The organism is Candidatus Blochmannia vicinus (assembly GCA_030020825.1).
Lineage (GTDB): Bacteria > Pseudomonadota > Gammaproteobacteria > Enterobacterales > Enterobacteriaceae > Blochmanniella > Blochmanniella vicinus_A.
In genome coordinates this window covers 286005-311584 of sequence record CP125213.1, presented here as the reverse complement: position 1 = coordinate 311584, position 25580 = coordinate 286005, and the positions used below count along the sequence as shown (strand labels likewise).

19 protein-coding genes are annotated in these 25580 nt (G+C 29.1%); 17 read left to right on the top strand and 2 right to left on the bottom strand.

Annotated elements, in window-relative coordinates; translation table 11 throughout:
• The gene (gene leuA, locus QMA81_01365) at positions 1 to 1554 is read right to left on the bottom strand and encodes a 2-isopropylmalate synthase (GenBank protein WHL24961.1); all 1554 of its coding nucleotides are present in this window, start codon (positions 1552 to 1554) and stop codon (positions 1 to 3) included.
• A 447-nt stretch (positions 1555 to 2001) separates the two neighbouring features.
• Between leuA and rsmH the strand changes: the two genes are divergently transcribed.
• The 15 genes from rsmH (at position 2002) to secA (ending at position 22181) form a co-directional block, all read left to right on the top strand.
• Positions 2002 to 2964: a 16S rRNA (cytosine(1402)-N(4))-methyltransferase RsmH gene (rsmH, locus tag QMA81_01360; GenBank protein ID WHL25302.1), complete on the top strand. Its 963-nt coding sequence runs from the start codon at positions 2002 to 2004 to the stop codon at positions 2962 to 2964.
• Positions 2965 to 2969: 5 nt separating this feature from the next.
• Positions 2970 to 3281, top strand: coding sequence for a cell division protein FtsL (ftsL, locus tag QMA81_01355; protein WHL24960.1), 312 nt, complete (start codon positions 2970 to 2972; stop codon positions 3279 to 3281).
• 79 nt (positions 3282 to 3360) lie between these two features.
• Positions 3361 to 5055, top strand: a complete 1695-nt coding sequence (ftsI, locus tag QMA81_01350) for a peptidoglycan glycosyltransferase FtsI (GenBank protein WHL24959.1) — start codon at positions 3361 to 3363, stop codon at positions 5053 to 5055.
• A gap of 39 nt (positions 5056 to 5094) precedes the next feature.
• The gene (gene murE, locus QMA81_01345) at positions 5095 to 6606 is read left to right on the top strand and encodes a UDP-N-acetylmuramoyl-L-alanyl-D-glutamate--2,6-diaminopimelate ligase (GenBank protein WHL24958.1); all 1512 of its coding nucleotides are present in this window, start codon (positions 5095 to 5097) and stop codon (positions 6604 to 6606) included.
• Entirely contained in the window at positions 6603 to 7976 is a 1374-nt protein-coding gene (murF, locus tag QMA81_01340) for a UDP-N-acetylmuramoyl-tripeptide--D-alanyl-D-alanine ligase (GenBank protein WHL24957.1), read from the top strand. The genes murE and murF overlap by 4 nt, the downstream gene beginning before the upstream one ends.
• On the top strand, positions 7961 to 9046 hold the full coding sequence (gene mraY / locus QMA81_01335; protein ID WHL24956.1) for a phospho-N-acetylmuramoyl-pentapeptide-transferase: 1086 nt from the start codon (positions 7961 to 7963) through the stop codon (positions 9044 to 9046). The genes murF and mraY overlap by 16 nt, the downstream gene beginning before the upstream one ends.
• Positions 9047 to 9053: 7 nt before the next feature.
• Positions 9054 to 10376: a UDP-N-acetylmuramoyl-L-alanine--D-glutamate ligase gene (murD, locus tag QMA81_01330; protein WHL24955.1), complete on the top strand. Its 1323-nt coding sequence runs from the start codon at positions 9054 to 9056 to the stop codon at positions 10374 to 10376.
• Complete coding sequence (ftsW, locus tag QMA81_01325) at positions 10376 to 11572, top strand: cell division protein FtsW (GenBank protein WHL24954.1); 1197 nt, start codon at positions 10376 to 10378, stop codon at positions 11570 to 11572. The genes murD and ftsW overlap by 1 nt, the downstream gene beginning before the upstream one ends.
• Positions 11569 to 12636: an undecaprenyldiphospho-muramoylpentapeptide beta-N-acetylglucosaminyltransferase gene (gene murG, locus QMA81_01320; GenBank protein ID WHL24953.1), complete on the top strand. Its 1068-nt coding sequence runs from the start codon at positions 11569 to 11571 to the stop codon at positions 12634 to 12636. The genes ftsW and murG overlap by 4 nt, the downstream gene beginning before the upstream one ends.
• Before the next feature lie 51 nt (positions 12637 to 12687).
• The gene (murC, locus tag QMA81_01315; protein ID WHL24952.1) at positions 12688 to 14133 is read left to right on the top strand and encodes a UDP-N-acetylmuramate--L-alanine ligase; all 1446 of its coding nucleotides are present in this window, start codon (positions 12688 to 12690) and stop codon (positions 14131 to 14133) included.
• A 129-nt stretch (positions 14134 to 14262) separates the two neighbouring features.
• Positions 14263 to 15075 carry a cell division protein FtsQ/DivIB gene (locus QMA81_01310; protein ID WHL24951.1) on the top strand — a complete coding sequence of 271 codons (813 nt, stop codon included), beginning with the start codon at positions 14263 to 14265 and terminating at the stop codon, positions 15073 to 15075.
• Between the two features lie 29 nt (positions 15076 to 15104).
• Positions 15105 to 16361 (top strand): cell division protein FtsA, encoded by a 1257-nt coding sequence (gene ftsA, locus QMA81_01305; protein WHL24950.1) that lies wholly within the window; start codon positions 15105 to 15107, stop codon positions 16359 to 16361.
• Between the two features lie 79 nt (positions 16362 to 16440).
• A complete protein-coding gene (gene ftsZ / locus QMA81_01300; GenBank protein WHL25301.1) occupies positions 16441 to 17607 on the top strand; it encodes a cell division protein FtsZ in 1167 nt (388 codons plus the stop codon).
• 99 nt (positions 17608 to 17706) lie between these two features.
• Positions 17707 to 18600 (top strand): UDP-3-O-acyl-N-acetylglucosamine deacetylase, encoded by an 894-nt coding sequence (gene lpxC, locus QMA81_01295; protein WHL24949.1) that lies wholly within the window; start codon positions 17707 to 17709, stop codon positions 18598 to 18600.
• Between the two features lie 848 nt (positions 18601 to 19448).
• Complete coding sequence (gene secA, locus QMA81_01290; GenBank protein ID WHL24948.1) at positions 19449 to 22181, top strand: preprotein translocase subunit SecA; 2733 nt, start codon at positions 19449 to 19451, stop codon at positions 22179 to 22181.
• A gap of 421 nt (positions 22182 to 22602) precedes the next feature.
• Here the strand turns inward: secA and coaE are convergent, their stop codons facing one another.
• The gene (gene coaE, locus QMA81_01285; protein ID WHL24947.1) at positions 22603 to 23220 is read right to left on the bottom strand and encodes a dephospho-CoA kinase; all 618 of its coding nucleotides are present in this window, start codon (positions 23218 to 23220) and stop codon (positions 22603 to 22605) included.
• Between the two features lie 516 nt (positions 23221 to 23736).
• On the opposite strand from coaE, the gene dksA reads away from it, so the two are divergent.
• Entirely contained in the window at positions 23737 to 24204 is a 468-nt protein-coding gene (gene dksA / locus QMA81_01280; protein ID WHL24946.1) for an RNA polymerase-binding protein DksA, read from the top strand.
• A gap of 259 nt (positions 24205 to 24463) precedes the next feature.
• Entirely contained in the window at positions 24464 to 24955 is a 492-nt protein-coding gene (folK, locus tag QMA81_01275) for a 2-amino-4-hydroxy-6-hydroxymethyldihydropteridine diphosphokinase (protein ID WHL24945.1), read from the top strand.
• Positions 24956 to 25580: the final 625 nt, after the last annotated feature.

The following is a 25580-nucleotide window of genomic DNA, read 5'->3' as shown; positions in this document are numbered from 1 at the left end:
TTAGTGACTATCTTTTTGTAAGTATTTTCGTTGAATTATTACTTGTTTTGCACGCCAAATGTTGTTTAAAACATGGATCATAGCTTTAACTGAAGATTCTATTACATCTGTATCTAATCCAACTCCATGAAAATTACGGCCTTCATACGATACAACAATATCTACTTGCCCTAATGCATTGCGACCATGCCCTTTTGCATTAAGTTGATATTTCTCTAAATTCATAGACAACTTTGTAATACGCGTTAATGCTTCATAAATCGCATCTATTGGTCCATTTCCAGTTGCTGAATAAGCACATATATTTTTTCCACAATATAATTTTACTAAAGCGGTAGCAATACCAGAAGAACTAGAATGTACATCGAAGCACTTTAATCTGAAGAATTCTGATTGTTCTTGTTGATTATTAATAAATGCTAAAGCTTCTAGATCATAATCAAACACTTGTCCTTTTTTATCTGCTAATTCTAAAAAAACATCATATAACTTATCCATGTCATAATCACTTTCTTGATAACCCATAGACTGCATATGATATTTTACCGCCGCCCTTCCAGACCGAGATGTAAGATTTAATTTAATATCTTTTAAACCAATACTTTCTGGAGTCATAATTTCATAATTTCTTCTATTTTTTAATATACCATCCTGATGAATGCCTGAAGAATGAGAAAAAGCATTCGAGCCAACTATTGCTTTATTGGCTGGAATAGGCATATTACATAATTGACTAATTACTTGACTAGTCCTATAAATTTCTTGAAAACGAATATTAGTATGTACATTTAATAAATCCTCTCGTACTTTAATAGCCATAATTACTTCTTCTAGCGCAGCATTTCCTGCTCGTTCACCAATACCATTTATAGTACCTTCAATTTGCCGGGCTCCTGCTTGTATAGCTGAAATGGCATTACCCACTGCCATACCTAAATCATCATGACAATGCACTGAAATAATAGCTTTGTCAATGCCAGGAACACGATTATATAGAGAATCAATAATTTGGCCAAAGTGATATGGAGTTGTATACCCTACTGTATCAGGAATATTAATAGTACTTGCTCCAGATTGAATAGCAATTTCAACAATACGACACAAATTGTCTATAGTAGTACGTCCAGCATCTTCGCAAGAAAATTCTATATCATCCGTGTATTTTCTTGCATAATGTATTGCATGAATAGTCATTTCTATAATTTGATTAAAATTTTTATTTAATTTAGATTGAATATGTACAGCTGAGGTAGGCAAAAATATATGAATACGAAAATTTTTAGCAACTCTTAATGCTTCTGCCGCAATATCAATATCTTTTTCAACACATCTAGCTAAGGCACATACTAAACTATTTTTTATTTGTTTAGCTATTGTACGTACTGATTCAAAGTCTCCCGGAGAAGATATTGGGAATCCAACTTCCATAATATCTACTCCCAAACGTTCTAAAGCAAAAGCAATTTGTAATTTTTCCTTTACATTCAAACTTGCCTGTAAAGATTGTTCCCCGTCTCGTAAAGTTGTATCAAAAATAATGACTTGTTGACTCATAGATTATCCATGTCTCATGAATGTTAAAAACAAATATATACATGATATTTTATAATCATATATACACTATAACTAACAATATCAGATTCAAATAATAATTTATTACATTAAACTCATTTTAAGTCTATTGAATATTACTTGTCAACTACTAATACTGCAGAAACAGAATATTATAATAGTAATATTATAATGTTTCAGAGATAATTTTTTGTATTATTTCCATTTATAATGATAATGTGTTCTGCACATTTTTAAAATAATAATAGGTATATTTTCATACCGTAAACATAGGGCATAAGAATATATTACAATTATTAAATATTTTTATAGACACTAAGTACAATGAAGCATAGAATATTGCATGTTTAATAGTTTTTATTATGCCAGATTCTTGATATTTATTAAAATTTAAGTATACATATGTGACGTGTTTGTATTTTGACTGTTATGTGCATATTTCATATTAACTACGATCATAAAAGTGTATTGTTAGAAGAAGCGATACAAGCATTAAATATTAGTTCAACAGGAATATACGTTGATGGAACATTTGGTTCAGGAGGTCATTCTAGGTTAATTTTATCTAAATTAACTAAAAAAGGCCGTTTGTTAGCTATTGATAGAGATTGGTCAGCTATCAAAATTGGAAAAAAAATTGCTGAACAAGACAGTAGATTTACAATCATACATAGTACATTTTCCAAAATACACAGACATATTCAAAATATGGGCCTTACTGGATCGGTGGATGGAATTCTATTAGACTTAGGGATGAGTGCGTTTCAATTGAATGATGACAACAGAGGGTTCTCGTTCATGAGAGATGGTCCTTTAGACATGCGTATGGATATTAGTAGTGGACAATCTGCCGCTGAGTGGTTATCGAAAGCTTCATTGGAAAACATTGTTTGGGTACTAAAAACTTTCGGAGAAGAGAGATTTGCTAAAATTATTGCTAAAGTTATTGTATCTACAAGACGATATAAACCTATTGTACGTTCCATTATTTTATCTAAATTGATATGCAGTATCGTTCCATATCGCAACATACATAAGCATCCTGCAACTAAAAGCTTTTTAGCAATTAGGATGTATATTAATAATGAATTAGAAGAAATAATGCAAGTATTAGAAGATTCATTAGGGATGCTTTCCACACGAGGAAGATTAGTAGTAATTAGTTTTAATTCTTTAGAAGATCGCTTAGTAAAACATTTTATTCGTAATCATAGTTGTCTTCTACCAATACCTCCTAAAATTCCATTAACAGATTATCAAATATTCAGTAAATATAAAAGTAAATATAAACTAAAAGATATGGGAAAATTAATGCCTTCAAAAAATGAAATTAAAAGAAATATATGTGCTCGCAGCGCGATATTACGTTGTGCTGAAAAATTAATTATTTAAATATAATGAAAAAAAAACAATATAGCCTTATTAATATTATTTATAATGATTTATATTTTTATGGTAAACAGCAATTACTTTTATTGTTTTTAGTGTTAGTGTCAGCAATGTTGGTGATTTTAGTAACTTATAATACTAGATTAATGATTATGGATCGCGAAAAAATTATTTTGGAAAAAGATGTTTTAGACATTGAATGGAGAAATTTAATCCTTGAAGAAAAAATATTATCTGACCATAGCCGTATTGAACGTATTGCTATAAATAAACTAAAAATGCATTATGTAGATCCAACACAAAATAATATGTTCCACTGACTTAATAAATGTATGCTGATATATAAAAATTACTTATTTAATATTATAGATCATCATATGATGATCTAGTATATTCTATATGAAGTTTAAACCTTATAATTTACAAATAATTTTAATCGGTAAACGTTTTAATTTATTATACAGTTGTATTTTTTTTATATTAATTATTTTACTATTAAGATTAACTTATTTACAAATTATTTATTCTAATAAGTTAATTAATGAGGGCAACATGCGTTCATTGCGTGTGCAACATATCTCATTCACTCGGGGTATTATTACTGATAGAATGGGTCAATTGCTAGCAATTAGTATACCGGCTGATTCTGTTTGGGTAGACCCTCATGAAATCAATATGAATGGTGGTATCTCTTCTAATCTTTGTCGTTGGACAGCGTTATCTAAAATATTAAATATTTCATTGAGTAAATTATCATCTCTTATTAATAATCATGCTACGGGGCGCTTTATTTATTTAGCGCGACAAATAGATCCTTATGTTGCTCAGTGTATTAGTCAGCTAAAATTACCAGGAGTATATCTACAACAAGAATCAAAACGATATTATCCTGCCGGCTGTACAACTGCTCATTTAATAGGAGTAACAGATATAGATAGTCAAGGTATTGAAGGTATAGAAAAAAGCTTTAATACTTGGTTATCCGGTCAATCTGGAACAAAAGTAATACGAAAAGATAGATTTGGTAGAACAATTGAGGAAACTACTGTAGAAGATGGTCAAGCTTCTCAAAATATTGTTTTAAGTATCGATGAACGTCTACAATATTTAGCATATCATGAATTAAAAAATGCTGTACATATAAACAAAGCAGAGTCCGGCAGCATAGTTTTAATAGATATTAATACCGGAGAAATTTTGGCTATGACGAATAGTCCATCATATAATCCAAATAATTTATCTATTACTAATAAATCCGTTATGCGTAATCGCGCTATTACTGATGCATTTGAGCCAGGTTCTACAGTAAAACCTATTGTGATTATGGCTGCATTAAAACACAACATAATAACAACAAGCACTATTGTTAATACATCTCCTTATATGATTAATGGGCATCAAGTCAAGGATGTAATATATCGTGATAAATTAACTATTAAGGAAATATTGCAAAAATCAAGTAATGTTGGTGTTTCTAAATTAGCGCTATCCATGCCTACAGCAGCTTTAGTAAATACATATTTAAATTTTGGAATGGGTAAAGCGACCAATATAGGATTAATAGGAGAAAGTAGCGGAGTATATCCATACGATAAATGTTGGTCAGACATAGAACGAGCTGCGTTTTCTTATGGATATGGCTTAATGATTACTCCGTTACAATTGGCTAAAGTTTATGCTACTATTGGTGGAATGGGAGTGTCTAAACCACTTTCTATTATAAGAGTTGACTCTCCTTCGACATTAGGGCATCGAGTTTTTCCAAAACCGTTAGTACGTGCTGTTTTAGATATGATGGAAAGTATATCGTTACTACCAGGTAGTAGTTATAATGAAACGATTAAAGGATATCGGGTTGCAGTAAAAACTGGTACTATTAAGACAGTAGGGTCATGTGGAAAATATATTAATAAATATATTGCATGTGCTGCTGGAGTAGCTCCAGCGAGTAATCCTAGATTTGCTTTAGCAGTAGTCATAAATGATCCTAAAAATGGTCATTATTATGGAAGTATGGTATCTGCACCAGTGTTTCGTACAGTTATGAATAATACATTAAAAATAATGAACATTGCACCAGATTTTTTACAATAATTTAAAAGAAATACTATAATCTTTTTAATAAAAAATTATATGCATGAATTACATAATTTATATAAATTTCTTCTACCATGTGTTTCTAATAATTCTGATAGTCCCATATTAACAGGAATACAATTGGATAGTCGTGATGTTGTTTTAGGAAACTTGTTTGTAGCAGTTAAAGGTTGTAGGACTGACGGAAGATTATATATTGATTATGCAATCAAAAAAGGAGCTATAGCAGTTTTATTGGAATCTTGGAATAATACAACAATATATAAAAAATATAGTTGTAATAAAAATGAAATACCTGTAATTTATGTAAATCATTTATCACAGAATTTATCTGATATAGCAGGAATCTTTTATAATCATCCATCGCGTTTTTTGAACTTAATTGGTGTAACTGGCACGAATGGGAAAACTACTGTTACACATTTATTAGCTAATTGGGTTCAATTGTTAGGAGAAAAAAGTGCTGTGATGGGTACGTTAGGTAACGGGACATTAGATAGTATCTCTTTATCCGACAATACAACTTGTTCCGCTATTGATACTCAAAAAATATTGGCTCAATTTATTCAAGATAAGATCGTATTTGTTGCTATGGAAATATCATCACATGGATTATCTCAATATCGTGTAGATGCTTTATATTTTAAAGTTGCTATATTTACTAATTTAAGTCATGACCATTTAGATTATCATGGCAACATGGAACAATATTCAATGTCTAAATGGAGATTATTTAACGAATTAAATGCAGAGAAATATGTCATCAATGCTGATGATTTGGTTGGTTATCAATGGTTGTATTATTTGCCAAAAGCGGTTGCAGTAACCATAACAGGAAATTTACCGTTTTTTTGGAAAGGTAAATGGATATCTGTGATTAAAGTAAATTATTATTTGTATTGTACAGACATTATTTTTGATTCAAGTTGGGGAAGAGGGGTAATTCATAGTAAATTATTAGGAGAATTTAATGTTAATAATTTATTATTGGCTTTAGGTACATTATTGGTATTGGGATATCCTTTGTCGTTGTTAGTACATACATCATCTCAATTACGACCTATAGTTGGTAGGATGGAGGTATTTCGTTCCTATGGATATCCTACAATTATTGTAGATTATGCACATACTCCTGATGCATTAAAAAAAGCGCTGATTTCAATTAGACGGCATTGTTATGGACAATTGTGGTGTGTTTTTGGTTGTGGAGGCGATCGAGATCCAAGCAAACGTGCTTTAATGGGTTATGTTGCAAAAAAATTTTCTGATTGCATCATTATTACTAATGATAACCCACGTACTGAAGAGCCACAATCAATCATAAATGATATTATGTGTGGTATAGGTGTATCAGATTCAAAAAAATTTTTTAAAATTATTAAAAATCGTTGTAATGCTATACAAACTGTTATTTCTCAAGCGTGTTCAGAAGATATAATATTGATTTCTGGAAAAGGCCATGAAAAATTTCAAATTATAGGAAATAATCACATATATCATTCTGATCAAGATATAGTAAAAAATTTTTTAAAAAATAATTTATTATGATTCCGTTTAGTCTTCATGAAATAGCGCCAATTTTAAATGCAAAACATGTTGGAATAGATTTGATTGTTCATTCAGTTACCATTAATTCAAATATTATTTACAAACAATGTATGTTTGTAGCATTGATAGGTAAATGTTTTGATGGTCATGATTTTGCCGCTCAAGCAATTGCTTCTGGCGCTAAAGCATTATTAGTAAATAGTTATATGTTTTTAGATGTTCCTCAATTAATCGTACCTAATACTCGTTATGCTTTACTAATATTAGCACATTGGGTACGTCAACAAGTATCAGCGAAGGTTGTTGCCATAACTGGGTCTAGTGGTAAAACATCAGTAAAAGAAATGACTGCATCTATACTAAAAAATTGTGGACATACAGTAGCAACACAAGGTAACTTTAATAATACAGTTGGAGTTCCAATTACTTTATTACGTTTAACTAAACAAAACAATTTTGCAATTATTGAATTAGGTTCAAATCATTCAGGAGAACTGATGCAACTAAGCAAGATTGTTGCTGCTAATTCAGCTTTAGTAAATAATATTTACCCATCACATTTACTAGGATTTGGATCGTTAACTAAAATAAAAAAAGAAAAAGGGAAGATTTTTTCTGAATTAGATTCACATGGAAAAGGTATTATAAATGCCGATAGCCATGCTTTGTATTTATGGCGTAAAGTATTACAAGGAAAATCTATATGGAATTTTTCTTCGTATACTAATGTTGGTGTGGATTTTTTTGCAAGTAATATTATTTCTGAAAAAAATGGAATGCGGTTTTTTTTGCATAGTCCATATGGGACCTCTCCAGTATTTCTATCAATGTTAGGCAGACATAATGTATCTAATGCTTTAGCTGCTAGTGCTCTTGCATTTTCTGTAGGCGCAGGATTATCAGAAGTAGTTGCTGGATTGGAAAATATAAAACCGTTACCTGGTAGGTTATTTCCAATTATTTTAGGTAAAGATAAGTTATTATTAGATGATACTTATAATTCTAATGTTGGTTCTATGATATCTGCGATTCACGTATTAACCACAATGCCAGGTTATCGCATATTGGTAGTTAGTGATATGTCAGAATTAGGAAAATATAAAGAAATCAAATATCATTCTTATATTGGGAAATTAATTGCAACAACAAATATAAATAAAATTCTTACTATAGGTAGTGCCAGTTATTTTATTTCTAAAATGTGTAGGAAAGGAGAACATTTTAGAAGTAAACATAAGTTAATTATGTACATTAAACAAATGTTGTCCAGCTATACATCAGTTAGTGTGTTAGTAAAAGGATCTCGTGTTTTTAAAATGGAGAAAATAATACATGCTATCAAGGATGAAAAAAAATGTTATTTTGGTTGATAAAGGATATATTAGGATTATATTCCTCTAATTTTAATATTATTTGTCATTTAAACTTTAGGGTTATTGCTAGTTTGTTATCAGCATTATTTATTTCTTTAGGGATAGGTTCTTATATAATCAAGCGATTTCATAATTTACGTTTTTTTCAAATAGTACGTGAGAATGGACCAGAAGCACATATTCAAAAGCAAGGTACACCTACTATGGGTGGAATCATAATACTTCTGTCTATTTTTATAGCGATAATAATATGGGCCGATTTATCTAATTTGTATATATGGTACGTATTATTTATATTAATAACATATGGGGCATTAGGATTAATTGATGATCTTTTAAAAATAAAAAGAAAAAGTACTGCCGGTTTAAGCGCATTACACAAATATTTTTGGCAATCATTAATCGCATTAACATTGATTATTATTATGTTTTCGTTAGACCACAACATTATGTCTACACAATTAGTAGTGCCATTTTTTAAAAATTTTATGCCACAATTAGGTGTTTGGTATATTGTATTAGCGTATTTTGTCGTTGTTGGAACAAGTAATTCAGTTAATTTATCTGATGGATTAGATGGATTAGCTATCATGCCTATAATATTAATTACAGTCGGGTTAGCTGTAGTCGCATCTATAACTAGTGATATATACTTTTCTCATTATTTACATATTCCCTACCTCGATCTTTCTGGAGAATTAATAATTATATGCGCTGCCATTATTGGATCTGGTATTGGATTTTTGTGGTTTAATACTTATCCAGCCCAAATATTTATGGGTGATGTAGGTTCTTTATCACTTGGAGGTACGTTGGGAATAATTTCAGTATTATTACATCAAGAATGTTTATTATTAATTATGGGTGGTGTATTTGTAATAGAAACCATATCTGTGATCTTACAAATAAGTTATTTCAAATTATCTGGAAAACGAATATTTAAAATGACACCGATTCATCATCATTTTGAATTAAAAGGTTGTCCAGAACCTCGACTTATAGTGCGATTTTGGATCATATCATTGGTATTGGTTTTATTTGGGTTAATTACTTTGAAGATATGGTAATAAAAATATGAGTAATTATCGAGGATCACAAGTTGTGATTATCGGTTTAGGAATGACAGGTTTATCTTGCGTTAATTTTTTTTTAGCTCGAGGTGTAATACCAAAAGTAATAGATACTCGCATGCATCCTCCAGGAATAAATCAATTACCACATATTGTAAAGTATTATTTGGGTGCGTTTAACGATATGTGGTTATTGAGTGCTACTTTAATCGTAGTTAGTCCTGGAGTACGATTAGATCATCCTATTTTAATTGAAGCGCTAAAATCGGGAGTAGAGGTGATTGGTGATATTGAATTATTTGCTCGAGAAGTAACTGCTCCGATAATAGCTATTACTGGATCAAACGGAAAAAGTACAGTAACCCAATTAGTTTCTAGGATAGCTAAAAGTGTTGGTTGGCGTGTTGGTGTTGCAGGAAACATAGGTGTACCTGTTCTGTCTTTATTAGATAAATCATATCAATTATATATATTGGAGATTTCAAGTTTTCAATTAGATACAACTTATAGTTTACGCGCAAAAGCAGCGATAATTTTAAATATTAGTGAAGACCATATGGATCGTTATCCTGGTGGATTAAGACAATATTATCTCTCTAAGCAAAGGATTTATAAAAATGCTACAGTTTGTGTAATGAATTCTTTAGATCCTTTAACAGCTCCCATATATGATAGTTATGATTATTGTGTAAGTTTTGGTATAAATGCAGATTCTGCAGATTATCATCTTAAATACTATAAAGGATATAATTGGATAATCGCATATAACGAATATGTGCTTAATTGTTCTTCAATGAAAATTAATAGTTGTATTAATTATACAAACGCATTATCTGCTTTAGCATTATCAGATATTGTCAATATTCCTCGTTCTATTTCCTTAAAGGTATTGTGCCAATTCTCTGGATTAACGCATCGTTGTCAATTGATTTATAAGAATCATGGAGTTAGTTGGATTAATGATTCTAAAGCTACTAATGTTAATGCAACTACAGAAGCGATTAATAGCTTAAGATTATCTGGAAAACTACATTTGATGCTAGGAGGCGATAGTAAGTTAGCTGATTTTTCTGAGTTGAAACATTTAATTAAACAATATGAAATACATCTTTATTGTTTCGGAAAAGATGGATTTTTATTAACAAAATTAGGTTTTGATAATGTTATTCTTACAAATACAATGATACAAGCAATGCGAATTATCAGTCGTCGTACAAAAAAAAAAGACATAGTTTTATTATCTCCAGCTTGCTCTAGTTTAGATCAATTTAAATCATTTGCAACGCGTGGGTTTATGTTTACCTATTTTGCACGAGAATTTGGATAATGAAAGTATTAAAAGAAATAATTATTAATCCGTTATTAAAATCACATAAAAAAAAATCATCGCATATTGATGTATTATATGATCGTCTATTCTTTTGGTTTGTATTAGGATTAATTTGTATTGGTTTTATTATCATTAGTTCAGGATCGATTCCTATTGGAATACGATTAGTGAATGATCCATGCTATTTCATAAAGCGTGCGGTTATTTATTATACTATAACGTTCTTATTATCTGTAGTTATTTTAAGAATACCAATAATAACTTGGCAGAATTATAGTTTTATAATGCTATTATATAGTTATATAACGTTGATAGCAGCATTAATACTAAATAATTCCACTAATGGAGCATCACGTTGGATAATGTTAGGTTCATTATGTATTCAACCTTCAGAATTTTCAAAGCTATTTTTTATTTGTTATCTTGCTAATTATTTGACACGTAAATCACAAGAAATACGTGCTAATTTTTGGGATATATCTAAACCCATAGTAATTATGATGCTATTAGCTATATTATTATTAGTGCAACCTGATTTTGGTAGTATTATTATTCTATTTATTACTACTTTATCTATATTATTTCTTTTTGGAGCCAAATTATGGCAGTTAACATTGATTTTTGTATCCAACATATTTTTAATTGCATTATCAATTGTAATTAAACCTTATCGTATACGACGTTTGCTCACTTTTTGGGATCCATGGAAAGATCCATTTGGAAATGGTTATCAATTAACTCAATCTTTGATGGCATTTGGTCGCGGAAAATGTTTTGGAGAAGGATTGGGAAATTCTGTACTTAAATTAGAATATTTACCCGAAGCTCATACTGACTTTATTTTTTCTATCCTTGCAGAAGAATTAGGATATTTTGGAGCAATTTTAGTATTATTTATGTTATTTGTAATTGTGTTTCGTGCCATGACCATTGGTTATAGTGCTTTGAATATTAATCATAGATTTTCTGGTATTTTGGCTTGTTCTATTAGTATCTGGTTTGGGTCACAAATATTTATTAATGTAGGAACTGTTAGTGGGATATTGCCTACTAAAGGGTTAACATTACCATTTATTAGTTATGGAGGATCTAGTTTTTTAGCTACAGTAATAGCAAGCATGCTGTTGTTAAGAATAGATTTTGAAACACGTTTATCTAAAGATCAAGCTTTTTTGAAGAGCACGAAAAAATGAATCAAAAAAAAAGAATTTTGATAGTAGCAGGTGGTAGCGGAGGACATGTATTTCCAGGATTGTCAGTAGCTCATTACTTAATTGATAATGGATATCAAGTTGTTTGGTTAGGTACTTCAGATCGTATTGAAGCTAAACTAGTTCCTAAATATGGTATTGATATTAAATTTATTCATATTAAAAGGTGGCATGGCGAAAAATTGTACATCAAGTGTATAATGCCGTTATATATTTGTTTAGCAGTATATCAAGCACGAAAAATTATAAAATATTGGAAACCTGATATAGTGTTAGGTATGGGTGGATATGTTTCTGGACCTAGCGGATTAGCAGCATGGACATGTGGTATTCCGTTAATCATACACGAACAAAATAGAATTATTGGTTTAACTAATCGGTATTTATCGATGTTTGCTGAAAAAGTATTACAAGGATTTCCTAATACCTTTCCTAATGCGAAAACAGTAGGAAATCCTATACGACGAACAATATTAGCTATTCCAAATCCAATTAAACGATGGGAAGGCCGTGTTGGTCCTATTCGTGTTTTAGTTATTGGAGGTAGTCAAGGAGCCCATATATTAAATAAAATTATTCCAAATATGGCAGAAAAATTATCTAATAAACTGATCATATGGCATCAAGTTGGAGAACAAGATTTCAAAAAAGTAAAATGGGCTTATCAAAAAATAAAGCAAAATTATCATAAAATTGTAAAGTTTATTGATGATATAGCTCAAGCATATTCTTGGGCAGATATATTAATTTCTCGTGCTGGCGCATTAACAGTAAGCGAAGTGTCGATTGTAGGATTGCCAGCAATATTTGTACCTTTTATACATCATAAAGATCGTCAACAATACTGGAATGCTATGTCTTTAGTACAAGTAGGAGCAGCAAAAATTATTGAACAACAAAACTTTACAAGCGATTATGTTAGCACAGTACTAGGATCGTGGGACAGAAAAACATTATGTATTATGGCTCAACGTGCTAGAAATATAGCTATGCCTAATGCAACTCAACAAGTTTCTCAACTAATCATTGAATATTTAAAAAAATAAATATACTAATAATTTAAATTTTTATATATGTAGAATTTTGAAATATATTGAATGGATCTGCTTAATATACCATTATTTAAATCAAGAGATATTATTCTAATGATGAGTCATGTCAAAAAAATACATTTTGTTGGCATAGGTGGAACTGGTATGTGCGGCATTGCGGAAGTATTAATGTATAAAGGTTATGATATTACTGGTTCTGATATTGTACATAACAATATAACACGTCACTTACTTGAAATAGGGGTAAAAATTTACTTCGGTCATAAATATAGCAATATAAATAATGCTAATGTTGTCGTCATATCTAGCGCTATTACCCCAAATAATCCGGAAATTTTAGCTGCTAAACAAGCTCGGATTCCTGTTATTAAACGTACAGAAATGTTATCTGAACTCATGAGGTTTAAATATGGAATAGCTGTTTCTGGAACGCACGGAAAAACTACTACTACAACAATGATAGCTAATATTTATACTGAATCTGGGTTAAATCCAACTTTTATAAATGGCGGATTAGTAAAATCAGAAGGTGTGTATGCTCGCCTTGGATATAGTCGTTATTTAATCGTAGAAGCAGACGAAAGTGATGGTTCATTTTTACATTTACATCCCATAGTAGAGGTAATTACTAATATTGACACTGATCATATAAATGCATACCAAGGTAATCTTGAATGCCTTAAAAAAGCGTTTATTAGTTTTTTACATAACCTACCGTTTTATGGATATGCTGTAGTATGCATTGATGATCCCATAATTTGTGAGATCTTACCTAAGATTGATAGAAAAATTATTACTTATGGTTTTAATAAAAATGCTGATTTACATGTTTTTGATTATCATCAAAATATAGAAAAAAGTAGTTTTACTGTATTACGTCCAAATAAATCAAAACTAAAAGTAATTTTAAACGCTCCCGGTTGCCACAACGCACTTAACGCTACGGCTGCTATTGCTGTAGCAACTGAAGCAGGAATTAGTGATGAACATATTCTTAAAACTCTGTTATATTTCCAAGGAACGCAACGACGTTTTGAAAATTTAGGTCATTATCCTTTAAATAAAATAAATAGTCAAACAGGAGAATTTATATTAATAGATGACTACGGACATCATCCCGCTGAACTATATGCTACTATCGTAACAGCTCGAATCGGATGGCCTAATAGACGATTAATTATGGTATTTCAACCTCATAGGTACACACGTATAAAAGAATTATATGATGATTTTGTTAACGTACTTTCTAATGTAGATATTCTTTTAATATTAGATGTTTATTCTGCTGGCGAAACTCCTATTTTAGGAGCAGACAGTCAATCTCTATGTCGTACAATTCATAAATATGGTAAAATTAATCCAATATTTATATCAAATACGCAGATGTTATCAGATATACTAGCTCAATTCTTGAAAAATAACGATTTGCTCTTAATTCAAGGAGCAGGTACAATAAGTGAGATTATGCGTAAATTAATTATTAAAAAATAAAGATATGTAGTATATAAAACATTATTAAAAATAATGTAAAGTACAAATATAAGTATACGCAGAATAATAATGAATTTTATGGCAATAAATCATGAAAGGAAATAGATTGCTAAAACACTTCGAACAGTGTTGAACACAGGTAAAAACACAAAAATTAAATATAGTTTAAAACCAAGTTCAAGTAGATATTATAAATTTAGTCATCCATTATTAAATTGGATATTATTATCTATCGCTGTAGTTAGTGTTGTTTGGATTTTTTATTATATAAAAACATGGATTTATAATTCTTGTTGTTATCCTGTGTCTTATATAATAGTGACTGGAAATCGTTATTATACTACTAACACAGAGCTTAATCAGATAATAATAAAATTAGGTGTATTGGGGACATTTATAACACAGGATATTAATATTATTCAAAAAAAAATTGAATGTTTACCATGGATTCAACAAGTGAGTATAAGGAAACAATGGCCAGATACATTAAAGGTTCACATAGTAGAGCATGTTCCATTAGCTTATTGGAATAATTTACAAAACATTAGCATAACAGGTGCTATTTTTAGTGTACCTAAAGAATACCAAAATAATGATACAAAAATTCCGTATTTATATGGACCAAAAGGCAGCGAAAAAACTGTATTAACTAATTACCACATATTTAATGAAATATTAAAGTCTAATAAATTTCAAATAAAATCAATAACAATGGATCTACGTTATTCATGGCAATTGATTTTACAAGATAATATTCATCTAAAATTAGGTAGAAATAATATAATCGAACGATTATATTATTTCATTAAAGTTTATCCTATTCTTCTGCAAGAAATTAATGACAATAATAAATATATTGATTATATAGATTTACGTTATCGATCAGGATTTGCTGTAAGATGGATTTCTAGCTCGATTAGTCCTGTGCTTTATAATAAATAAAGAAAAAATAAATAAAGGCAAATACAAATATGATCAAAACTTCAGATAAAAAATTACTAGTAGGATTAGAAATTGGTACAGCTAAAGTTGCTACGATGGTAGGTGAAGTTTTGCCTGATGGAATAATAAATATTATTGGATTAGGGTATTGTTCATCACGTGGTATGGATAAAGGAGGAGTAAATAATTTAGAGTCAGTAATAAAATGTGTACAATATTCTATTAATCAAGCAGAATTAATGGCAGGCTGTCAAATTTCATCTGTTTATCTTTCTTTATCTGGAAAACACATTAGTTGTAAAAATGAAATAGGTATGGTGCCTATTTCAGAAGAAGAGGTAACGCAATCAGATGTGGATAATGTAGTACATATAGCTAAATCAGTTAAAATACGTGATGAACATCGAATATTGCATGTTATTCCACAGAATTATGCTATTGATTATCAAGAAGGGATAAAAAATCCGGTTGGATTATCTGGAGTTAGAATGCAAGCTAAGGTCCATTTGATTACTTGCCATAATGATATGGCTAAGAATATTGTCAAAGCAGTAGAACGATGTGGATTACAGGTAGATCAACTGATATTTTCTGGATTAGCATCGAGTTATGCTGTGCTAACAGAAGATGAGCGTGAATTAGGCGTCTGTGTCGTAGATCTTGGTGGTGGCACAATGGATGTAGCAATATATACTGCTGGAGCCTTACGCCATACTAAAGTTATTCCATATGCCGGAAATGTAGTTACTAGTGATATTGCCTATGCTTTTGGAACACCATTGTCTGATGCAGAAATAATTAAGATACGTTATGGTTGTGCTTTAGAATCTTTAATTAGTAAAGAAGAAAATATAGAAGTTCCAAGTGTTGGAGGTAGACCGCCTCGTGTTTTACAACGTCATATGTTAGCAGAAATAATTGAGCCTCGATATATTGAGTTAATGATGTTGGTTAATCAAGAAATACTACAATTACAATCACAACTGCGCCAAATTAATATTAAACATCATCTTGCAGCAGGTATTGTGTTAACTGGTGGAGCATCTCTTATAGATGGATTATCAGCTTGTGCTCAAAAAGTATTTCATACACAAGTTCGCATTGCGTCTTCTATAAATACGAGCGGAATAATAGATGATGTAAAAAATCCACAGTACTCTACTGTTATTGGATTATTACATTATGGAAAAGAATCTCATTTGAATAATGAGATAGATATAGAAAAAGGAATAACAATTAAAAGTTGGATAAAAAAAATGAATAATTGGTTAAAAAAAGAATTTTAAAAAATTTAATGCATTTAAAATATGCTAAATCCGTTAAAAAATTTATTTTTAAAATAACTGAAGTGATATGGAGAAAATTATGTTTGAACCAATGGAATTAACTAGTGATGCAGTAATTAAAGTTGTTGGTATTGGCGGAGGCGGCAGTAATGCGGTTGAACATATGTTACGTGAACGTATTGAAGGCGTAGATTTTTTTGCTGTTAATACTGATGCTCAAGCCTTAAGAAAAATGACAATAGGACAAACCATCCAAATTGGCAGTTCCATTACTAAAGGGTTAGGAGCAGGTGCCAATCCAGAAATTGGTCGTAACTCTGCAGAAGAAGATCGCGATGTATTGAAAGCCACTATAGAAGGTGCAGATATGGTTTTTATTGCTGCAGGGATGGGTGGAGGAACTGGAACAGGTGCCGCTCCGATAGTAGCCGAAGTAGCTAAAGATTTAGGAATTTTAACTGTAGCCGTAGTTACTAAACCTTTTAATTTTGAAGGAAAGAAACGTATGATGTTCGCTGAACAAGGAATTTCTGAGTTATCTAAATATGTAGACTCACTAATAACGATTCCAAACGATAAATTATTGAAAGTTTTAGGACGCGGAATATCATTGTTAGATGCATTTAGTGCTGCCAATGATGTATTAAAAGGGGCAGTGCAAGGTATTGCGGAATTAATTACTCGACCAGGTTTAATGAATGTAGATTTTGCAGATGTACGTACAGTAATGTCAGAAATGGGATACGCTATGATGGGAGCTGGAGTGGGATGTGGAGACGATAGAGCAGAAGAAGCATCTGAATTAGCTATTGCTAGTCCTTTATTAGAAGATATTGATTTATCTGGTGCTCGTGGTGTTTTAGTAAATATTACTTCTGGTTTAGATTTACGATTAGATGAATTTGAAACTGTAGGTAATACTATACGTTCTTTCGCTTCTGATAATGCAACAGTAGTAATAGGTACTGCTTTAGATCCGGATATAAATAACGAATTACGCGTTACTGTGGTTGCAACAGGAATTGGTATTGATAAGCGTTCGGATGTCATCCGATCAAATATCAAAGAAGAAAAAAAAATAGTACGAAATAATCACTATCATAATCATTCTTCTCAAAGAGTATCTACATTTTTTAAAGAATCTAGACATACATCATCTGATACAGTTAACCAGCAGAGTACAACTCTTGATAAAGATTCAGATTATTTAGATATTCCCGCTTTTTTAAGAAAACAAGAAGACTAAATTAAAGATAATATTGATGAGTAATCATCACAAAAATGCAAATATATGTCTATATAATTTATATATAGTAACAGTATGATAATTGCATGAGATAATATCATGATAAAACAACGAACATTAAAGCGCGTTGTACAAATTACTGGTGTAGGATTACATACTGGTAAAAAAGTTACATTAACTTTACGTCCTACTGCAGCAAATACTGGTATTATTTATCGTCGTACTGATTTACATCCTCCTGTAGATTTTCAAGTGAATATTAAATCAGTAGGAAGCACCGCATTATGTACATGTTTGATTAATGAATATGGTGCTCAAATTTTTACTGTTGAACATTTAAGTGCTGCTCAAGCAGGATTGGGTATTGATAATATTATTATAGAACTGAATGCCCCTGAAGTTCCAATAATGGATGGCAGCGCTAATCCTTTTGTATGTTTATTATTAGATGCTGGTATAGAAGAACTTAATAGCGCTAAAAAATTTATTCGATTAAAACAAACCGTACGTGTTGAAGATGGTGATAAATGGGCTGAACTAAGACCATTTGATGGATTTACGCTTGATTTTACTATTGATTTTGATCATCCAGCGATTAATGTTAATACGCAGCATTGTTTTTTTAATTTTTCTTCAGAATCTTTTGTTCATAATATTAGTCGAGCACGTACTTTTGGTTTTATGCGTGATATAAAAGATTTACAATCTCGTGGGTTTGCTTTAGGAGGAAGTTTCAGTTCAGCTATAATAATTGATGATGATCGTGTGCTCAATGAAGATGGATTACGTTTTGATGATGAATTTGTTCGACATAAAATGCTTGATGCTATTGGCGATCTATTTATGTGTGGTCACAATCTTATCGGTTCTTTTATTGCTTTTAAATCTGGACATACTCTAAATAATAAATTATTAAAAACTGTTTTATCATGCCAAGAGTCATGGGAAATTGCGACTTTTTCTAAGGCATCTGATCTACCTTTAGTATTTTAGATATCTATTTATATTTTTAAATGTAAAAATGATAATGTCATCATAAATTTTAACATATAAATTTATCTAATTTATTTAAAATAATTCCATTGTTATTGATTAATTATTTAAAAAATTTTATGTATTAGTACATATGTAGTTATACTACATGCCATATATTTCTAATTTGTTAAATGAAAAGTACTAAAAATTTATTTAAATTTGTCTGTAATAAACATTTTTATCTTATAAGATAGACAATATATATAAACATCTGAGTATGGTATGTCTAATTTATAAATTCATATCATTATGAAAATCAGAGATAAACGAATATTTTTTGATATTTTATTTCTTATTATTTGTATGTACCAAAATTATTCATGCTATCAAATTAATGTATAGGTTTCCATATAAAAAATATATTATACATTCGTATATGATAAATTTGATAGTTGTTAGTAACTATTTAAAATATTTTTAAACTTTATTTAAATAGTTTATATTCAGAATATCAAAAATATTAATCAATCATTGATTATATGTCGCATTATATAATATGTTTAGAACATATATACAACACATAAATTTATGTAAATAAAAATTTATACTTATCTATGGGCTTTTATTGTTTAAGTATTTTTTGTAAACATATTTATGTTAATCAACATGATTTATAGTATTTGCGCATACATTTTGTTCAATTTATTCACATCTATTTTAATAGATTGTAAAATAATATAAATTAATTACTGTTATTAAGATAGCCAAATATATATGTGCATACAGCATATATCATTAATAAAAATATATATTGTCACATTATTATTTGTATAATCCGCCGTCATTATAATGAGATATAAATTATTATGATAACACCATTTAAATTATTTACTAAAATTTTTAAAAATAGAAATGAGCGTGCACTACATCGTATGAAAAAAGTGGTGGATATTATAAATTGTATGGAAAAAGACATGGAAAAGTTAAATGATGATCAACTTGCATCAAAAACTAATGAGTTTCGTGCATCTATTAAGTTAGGTGTAAAATTTGAAGAATTATTACCACAAACGTTTGCTGTAGTACGCGAAGCTATCAAGAGAATATTTAATATACGTCTTTTTGATGTTCAATTATTGGGTGGAATAGTTTTAAACAATCGTTGTATCGCAGAAATGAAAACTGGAGAAGGAAAAACTTTAACCGCTACATTGCCCGCTTATTTGAATGCACTAATCGGTAAAGGAGTACATATCGTTACAGTTAATAATTACTTAGCACATAGAGATGCAGTAAATAATAGACCATTATTTGAATTTTTAGGATTAACCGTTGGGGTCAATTTACCGGAACAGTCAACATCTATGAAACGCGCCGCGTATGCAGCAGATATTACTTATGGAACAAATAATGAATATGGCTTTGATTATTTGCGTGACAATATGGTTTTTGTTCCAGAAGAACGGGTACAACGAGGGTTATATTATGCATTAGTAGATGAAGTAGATTCTATTTTGATCGATGAAGCTCGTACTCCATTGGTCATTTCTGGCCCATCAGATGATACTTCTTTATTATATTTAAAAATAAACGAATTAGTCTTTAATATAATTCAACAAAATACAAAAAATATAAATGATTTACAAAAAGAAGAATATTTCACAGTTGATGAAAAATATAGACAGGTTATATTAACTGAGCAAGGATTAGTATTGATAGAACAATTATTAATTAAGTCTGGTATTATGAATCAAGGTGAATCATTATATTCATCAGATAATATTATCTTAATGCATCATGTAAATGCAGCATTTCGTGCACATATTTTATTTTCATGCGAAGTGGATTATCTTGTTAAAAATGGTGAAATACTGATTATTGATGAACATACAGGACGCGTTATGCCTGGCCGTCGATGGTCAGATGGATTACATCAAGCGATAGAAGCTAAAGAACGAGTAACAGTTCAGAATGAGAATCAAACGTTAGCTTCAATTACATTTCAAAATTATTTTCGTTTATATGAAAAGTTATCTGGTATGACGGGGACTGCTCATACCGAAGCATTTGAGTTTCAATCTATTTACAAATTAGATACTATTGTTATACCGACTAATCGCCCTATGATTCGTAATGATTTACCAGATGTAATTTATATGACGGAACGCGAAAAAATTGATGCTATTGTTAATGATGTTAAAGATTGTATTAAACGTAATCAGCCAGTTTTAGTAGGAACTATATCGATTGATAAGTCTGAAATTATTTCTCGTGCTTTAAAGCACGCTGGAATTGTTCATAAAGTTTTAAATGCTAAGTTTCATTCTATAGAAGCAGATATTATAGCTCAAGCAGGACATCCTGGTGCGGTAACTATTGCCACAAATATGGCTGGCCGTGGAACTGATATTATGTTAGGAGGAAATTGTCGCTCAGAAATTGCTGCACTGAATACAGCTAGCATATGTAAAATTTCAAAAATTAAATCTGATTGGAAAAAACGTCATGATACAGTATTAAAATCTGGAGGGTTACATGTTATTGGTACTGAACGGCATGAATCTCGTCGCATTGATAATCAACTACGCGGTCGATCCGGACGGCAAGGAGATATTGGTTCCTCTAGATTTTACTTATCAATGGAAGATTCTCTAATACGAATTTTTGCTTCTGATAGATTAGTAAATATGATGAAAAAATTAGGTATGAAATCTGGAGAAGCAATTGAACATCCATGGATCACCAAAGCTATTGCTCATGCTCAAAAAAAAGTAGAAAATCGCAATTTTGATATTAGAAAACAATTATTAGAATATGATGATGTAGCCAACGATCAACGTCGAGTTATTTATGAGCAACGAGATAAATTATTAAACATGTCAGACATTGATAATATTATAAGTAATATTCGTCGCGATGTTATTGACAAATTATTTAATATTTATATTCCTTTACAAATCATAGAGGATAAAAATGATTTAATAAAATTAGAAGAATGTTTAAACGCTGATTTTTATTTAACATTACCTCTTGTAGAATGGATAGATCTAGATCCTAAATTATATGAAGAAAAAGAAAGATTGCGTCAGCGTATATTGGACAGTATGATCCAAAAATATGAACATGCCAAAACAATAATAGGAATAAATATTGTGCGTTCTTTTGAAAAAGGAATTATGTTAAGAACATTTGATATCCTATGGAAAGAACACTTATCATCAATGGACTACTTACGTCAAGGAATTCATTTAAGAGGGTATGCACAAAAAGATCCTAAACAAGAATATAAAAGAGAATCATTTGCCATGTTTACTAAAATGTTAGATCATTTGAAATATGAAGTGATAAGTGAAATTAGTAAACTAGTGACGGAATTGTTTAATAAAAAAGAATCTATTTCATCAGAAAATAACAAATATAATCATATGCAATCTACCAATCTACAAACAATTAATAGAAAATTATTGTCTATAGATTATTTTCGGAACACAAATACACTAATTAAGAATAAAGTGGTAGGTCGTAATGATTCTTGTCCTTGTGGATCCAATAAGAAATTTAAGGAATGTCATGGTAAAATTACATATAAGTATTATTAATATACATACATAAACTATTTGAAATTGTTTTAAGTTAATTACTATAACAGACAATGAAATTTTATTTTCATTCAAATAAAAATAAAATTTGTATATTATACAAAATAAATATTTATAAATGTAAATAATATAAAATAATTATTTTATCTTGAATTTGTTTTTATTAAGTTAGATCAATTAATATTTTTAGATATTCATGATTTTTATTGTCGAACCATAATATTAATTATATCTGAGATTAGTTATGTGTAATTTTAATAATGGGTTGTATTGTGTATGTGTATAAAGCACAGATATGAAAATAATTATAAATGATCACAAAAATAATTAATGTAAATTTGTTATTATAACGGTGAAATGGGTATCATCATATGATGAATAAAACATAATTTTGAAATTTTTCTTAATAAAAACAGTAGTTTTAGTAATTATTTTTTTTTATATTCATATAATATTTATGTAGAATAGAGATGTCCATGTTTATTTCATCCAGATTTTTGTTGTTGTAAATAATATCGTCAGCATAGTCGAGCCTGCGTTGACGAGATGTTTGTGATAATAAAATTTTTTTAGCGTATTTTTTGCTAATTTTGTCTCTGTCAATAATCCGATTCAATTGAATATCGGCACGGACATCTACTACTAATATTCGATCTGCAAATTTTTGTAAATTATTTTCTATTAACAATGGAATAACCCATAACACATAATATGATCTATTGAATAATAGATTTATAGTTTTTTGAGTTTCTTTTCTAATAATTGGATGCAACAATTTTTCAAGCCATTCTTTATCTTTAAGATTAAAAAAAATAATTTTTTTTAACATGGATCGATTTAATGAACCGTTAGAAAATAATACACCTGATCCAAAATATTTTCTTATCATATGTAAAGCAATGCTTCCAGGTTGTGTGACTTTTCTAGAAATTAAATCAGAATCTACTACAGATACTCTTTCTGATAAATCAGAAAATTTTTTAGCAACAACACTTTTACCAGAACAAATACCCCCGGTTAGCGCAACAATATAAGACATAATGTATTTTTATTTAATAGAAATGTTTGTTTCTATAAAAATATGGTTTTTAAAAATCATAAAATTAATATTACAATTTTAGTATAAGTATTCAATACATTACATACAATGTAATTATTATTTATGATTAAAATCATAATATCGTTATTAACATTTAAATGATACTATAACACAATGCGCATTTTTTTAAATAATTATCAATACTTATTGTTATCAATAGAATCATATTAAAATATATACAAACCAATTATACTATTTTAGTAAATAGTATAATTGGTTTGTATATATTTTAATATGATTCTATAATCATGTGTACGTTTCAAAAATAATCAAGTATCATAATAAGACGAGAAAGTTACTTAATAAAGCTTGTTACATTTTATAAAATAATAATTTTTAATTTATTTAATTTTTTATTTGTTATATGTTTGTAATATTAGTAGGTTTTATTCAAATAATTAAATTTTATAGCATATTGATATGAGTTTTAATATATATAGAATCAGGAGCAACTATATGCCGACAAAGTCATCAAATCATAGTAACAAGTGTTCTTCTTTAAATGTTTTAATAATTGCTGGAGTTACGCCATATCAACGTAAACCTAATGAAGAATATATGAGTTGTGATCAACTATTACATTTTAAACGTATCCTTGAAGCATGGAAAAATCAACTTAAACATGATTTAGGGTCTTCTACATTATGCATACAAAATCAAGAGTCTGTTAATTTTCCAGATCCAGTAGATAGAGCTGCACAAGAAGAAGAATTTAATATTAAATTACGTAATCGAGATAGAGAACGTAAACTTATTGAAAAAATTGAAAAAACTTTAAAAAAAATAGATACAAATGAATTTGGATTTTGTGCTTCATGTGATGTAGAAATTGGAATCCGAAGATTAGAAGCTCGACCAACAGCAGATTTATGTATTGATTGCAAAACTTTAGAGGAAATTAAAGAAAAACAAATGACCGGATAAATTATTATAGTGACAATCGATCTTTATTAGTATCATATCATATGATATGAAGACATAATTAAAAAATTAATCTTTTAATGATTCATACATAATTTTATTATGATAATTGGTTTGACTAAGATCTTGTGATTATTTTATATATAGAAATGTATTTATGTAAAAATTTTTGAAATATTTTGATTTTAATGATATTTTTTAATTTTTATAAAAATCAAAAGATTGGTGATTAGACAGTTAATTAGTTAGGATATATAACCAAATGGAACGTGTTTGGATAGGACTAGGCAGTAATATGTTAAATCCTAAAAAACAAGCTGATAAAGCCGTATGGTCTCTTTCTACACTCCCAATGACCAAACTTATTGCTTTTTCATCTTATTATTGTAGCCGGCCACTGGGGCAGAAAAATCAGCCTGATTTTCTAAATGCGATAATAATATTAGATACCAATCTTTCTCCAGAATCATTGTTAAGTCATATTCAATATATTGAAAAAAAACAAGGACGTATTCGATTACATAATGCTTCTTTATGGCAGCCACGCACACTAGATTTAGATATTTTATTATTTGGAAAGTATAATATATATACTTCTGAATTAACAATACCGCATTACGATATATGTAATCGAGAATTTATAATTTATCCATTAATTGAATTAGATAATCGTTTAATTTTTCCTAATGGAAAAATTATAACAGATATTGCCAGAACTGTTCCTGAAAATGGTTTAGATTTCTGGAAAAAATAAAATCGTTAAAATATTATTATTTATTATAACTATGATATGGGAATTATTATTTGTTTTAAAAAAATAAATTGTACATCTATAACCAATTGATTTTTTACAGTGTAATTTAAGTTATTAATCTATTTATTTGGTATTGTGAATATATTGATTTAATCATCAAAATTTGATTCATAACAAATTCTCTATTATTTTATTTTTATTGTCTCAATTAAAATTATATACCAGAATTATTTTACTATATTTAATAACTATATAATAGTTATTAGAATTTTTAGCAATTTCTACAAATGAAATAAATTTCAGGTACTGATATTCTCATAAAACAATAAAGAATTTGTAATTGAGATGCAAATAATGATTGTATATTGTTAATAGCGCGGATTACTATATATCATCATTTATATATTTTTATATGAATATGACAATACATTCTCATTGTAAAAATATACTTTTTAGTAATAAATGAATTACTTATTATAAAATAAGTATTATATGTTCTGTACCTATAGAAGTATTTGATATGTGAATAGTCACAATATAATTTAGAATAAATTAATATTTATCTTTTTAAATATATGCAGATATATTAGTTTTTGATGATAAATACTACACAAATAATTAATTA

What these genes read in the sequence shown, in the direction of transcription:
- leuA (WHL24961.1), bottom strand. Translation starts at nt 1,554, where the DNA reads ATGAGTCAACAAGTCATTATTTTTGATACAACTTTACGAGACGGGGAA.
- rsmH (WHL25302.1), top strand. Translation starts at nt 2,002, where the DNA reads ATGTGCATATTTCATATTAACTACGATCATAAAAGTGTATTGTTAGAA.
- ftsL (WHL24960.1), top strand. Translation starts at nt 2,970, where the DNA reads ATGAAAAAAAAACAATATAGCCTTATTAATATTATTTATAATGATTTA.
- ftsI (WHL24959.1), top strand. Translation starts at nt 3,361, where the DNA reads ATGAAGTTTAAACCTTATAATTTACAAATAATTTTAATCGGTAAACGT.
- murE (WHL24958.1), top strand. Translation starts at nt 5,095, where the DNA reads ATGCATGAATTACATAATTTATATAAATTTCTTCTACCATGTGTTTCT.
- murF (WHL24957.1), top strand. Translation starts at nt 6,603, where the DNA reads ATGATTCCGTTTAGTCTTCATGAAATAGCGCCAATTTTAAATGCAAAA.
- mraY (WHL24956.1), top strand. Translation starts at nt 7,961, where the DNA reads ATGTTATTTTGGTTGATAAAGGATATATTAGGATTATATTCCTCTAAT.
- murD (WHL24955.1), top strand. Translation starts at nt 9,054, where the DNA reads ATGAGTAATTATCGAGGATCACAAGTTGTGATTATCGGTTTAGGAATG.
- ftsW (WHL24954.1), top strand. Translation starts at nt 10,376, where the DNA reads ATGAAAGTATTAAAAGAAATAATTATTAATCCGTTATTAAAATCACAT.
- murG (WHL24953.1), top strand. Translation starts at nt 11,569, where the DNA reads ATGAATCAAAAAAAAAGAATTTTGATAGTAGCAGGTGGTAGCGGAGGA.
- murC (WHL24952.1), top strand. Translation starts at nt 12,688, where the DNA reads ATGGATCTGCTTAATATACCATTATTTAAATCAAGAGATATTATTCTA.
- ftsA (WHL24950.1), top strand. Translation starts at nt 15,105, where the DNA reads ATGATCAAAACTTCAGATAAAAAATTACTAGTAGGATTAGAAATTGGT.
- ftsZ (WHL25301.1), top strand. Translation starts at nt 16,441, where the DNA reads ATGTTTGAACCAATGGAATTAACTAGTGATGCAGTAATTAAAGTTGTT.
- lpxC (WHL24949.1), top strand. Translation starts at nt 17,707, where the DNA reads ATGATAAAACAACGAACATTAAAGCGCGTTGTACAAATTACTGGTGTA.
- secA (WHL24948.1), top strand. Translation starts at nt 19,449, where the DNA reads ATGATAACACCATTTAAATTATTTACTAAAATTTTTAAAAATAGAAAT.
- coaE (WHL24947.1), bottom strand. Translation starts at nt 23,220, where the DNA reads ATGTCTTATATTGTTGCGCTAACCGGGGGTATTTGTTCTGGTAAAAGT.
- dksA (WHL24946.1), top strand. Translation starts at nt 23,737, where the DNA reads ATGCCGACAAAGTCATCAAATCATAGTAACAAGTGTTCTTCTTTAAAT.
- folK (WHL24945.1), top strand. Translation starts at nt 24,464, where the DNA reads ATGGAACGTGTTTGGATAGGACTAGGCAGTAATATGTTAAATCCTAAA.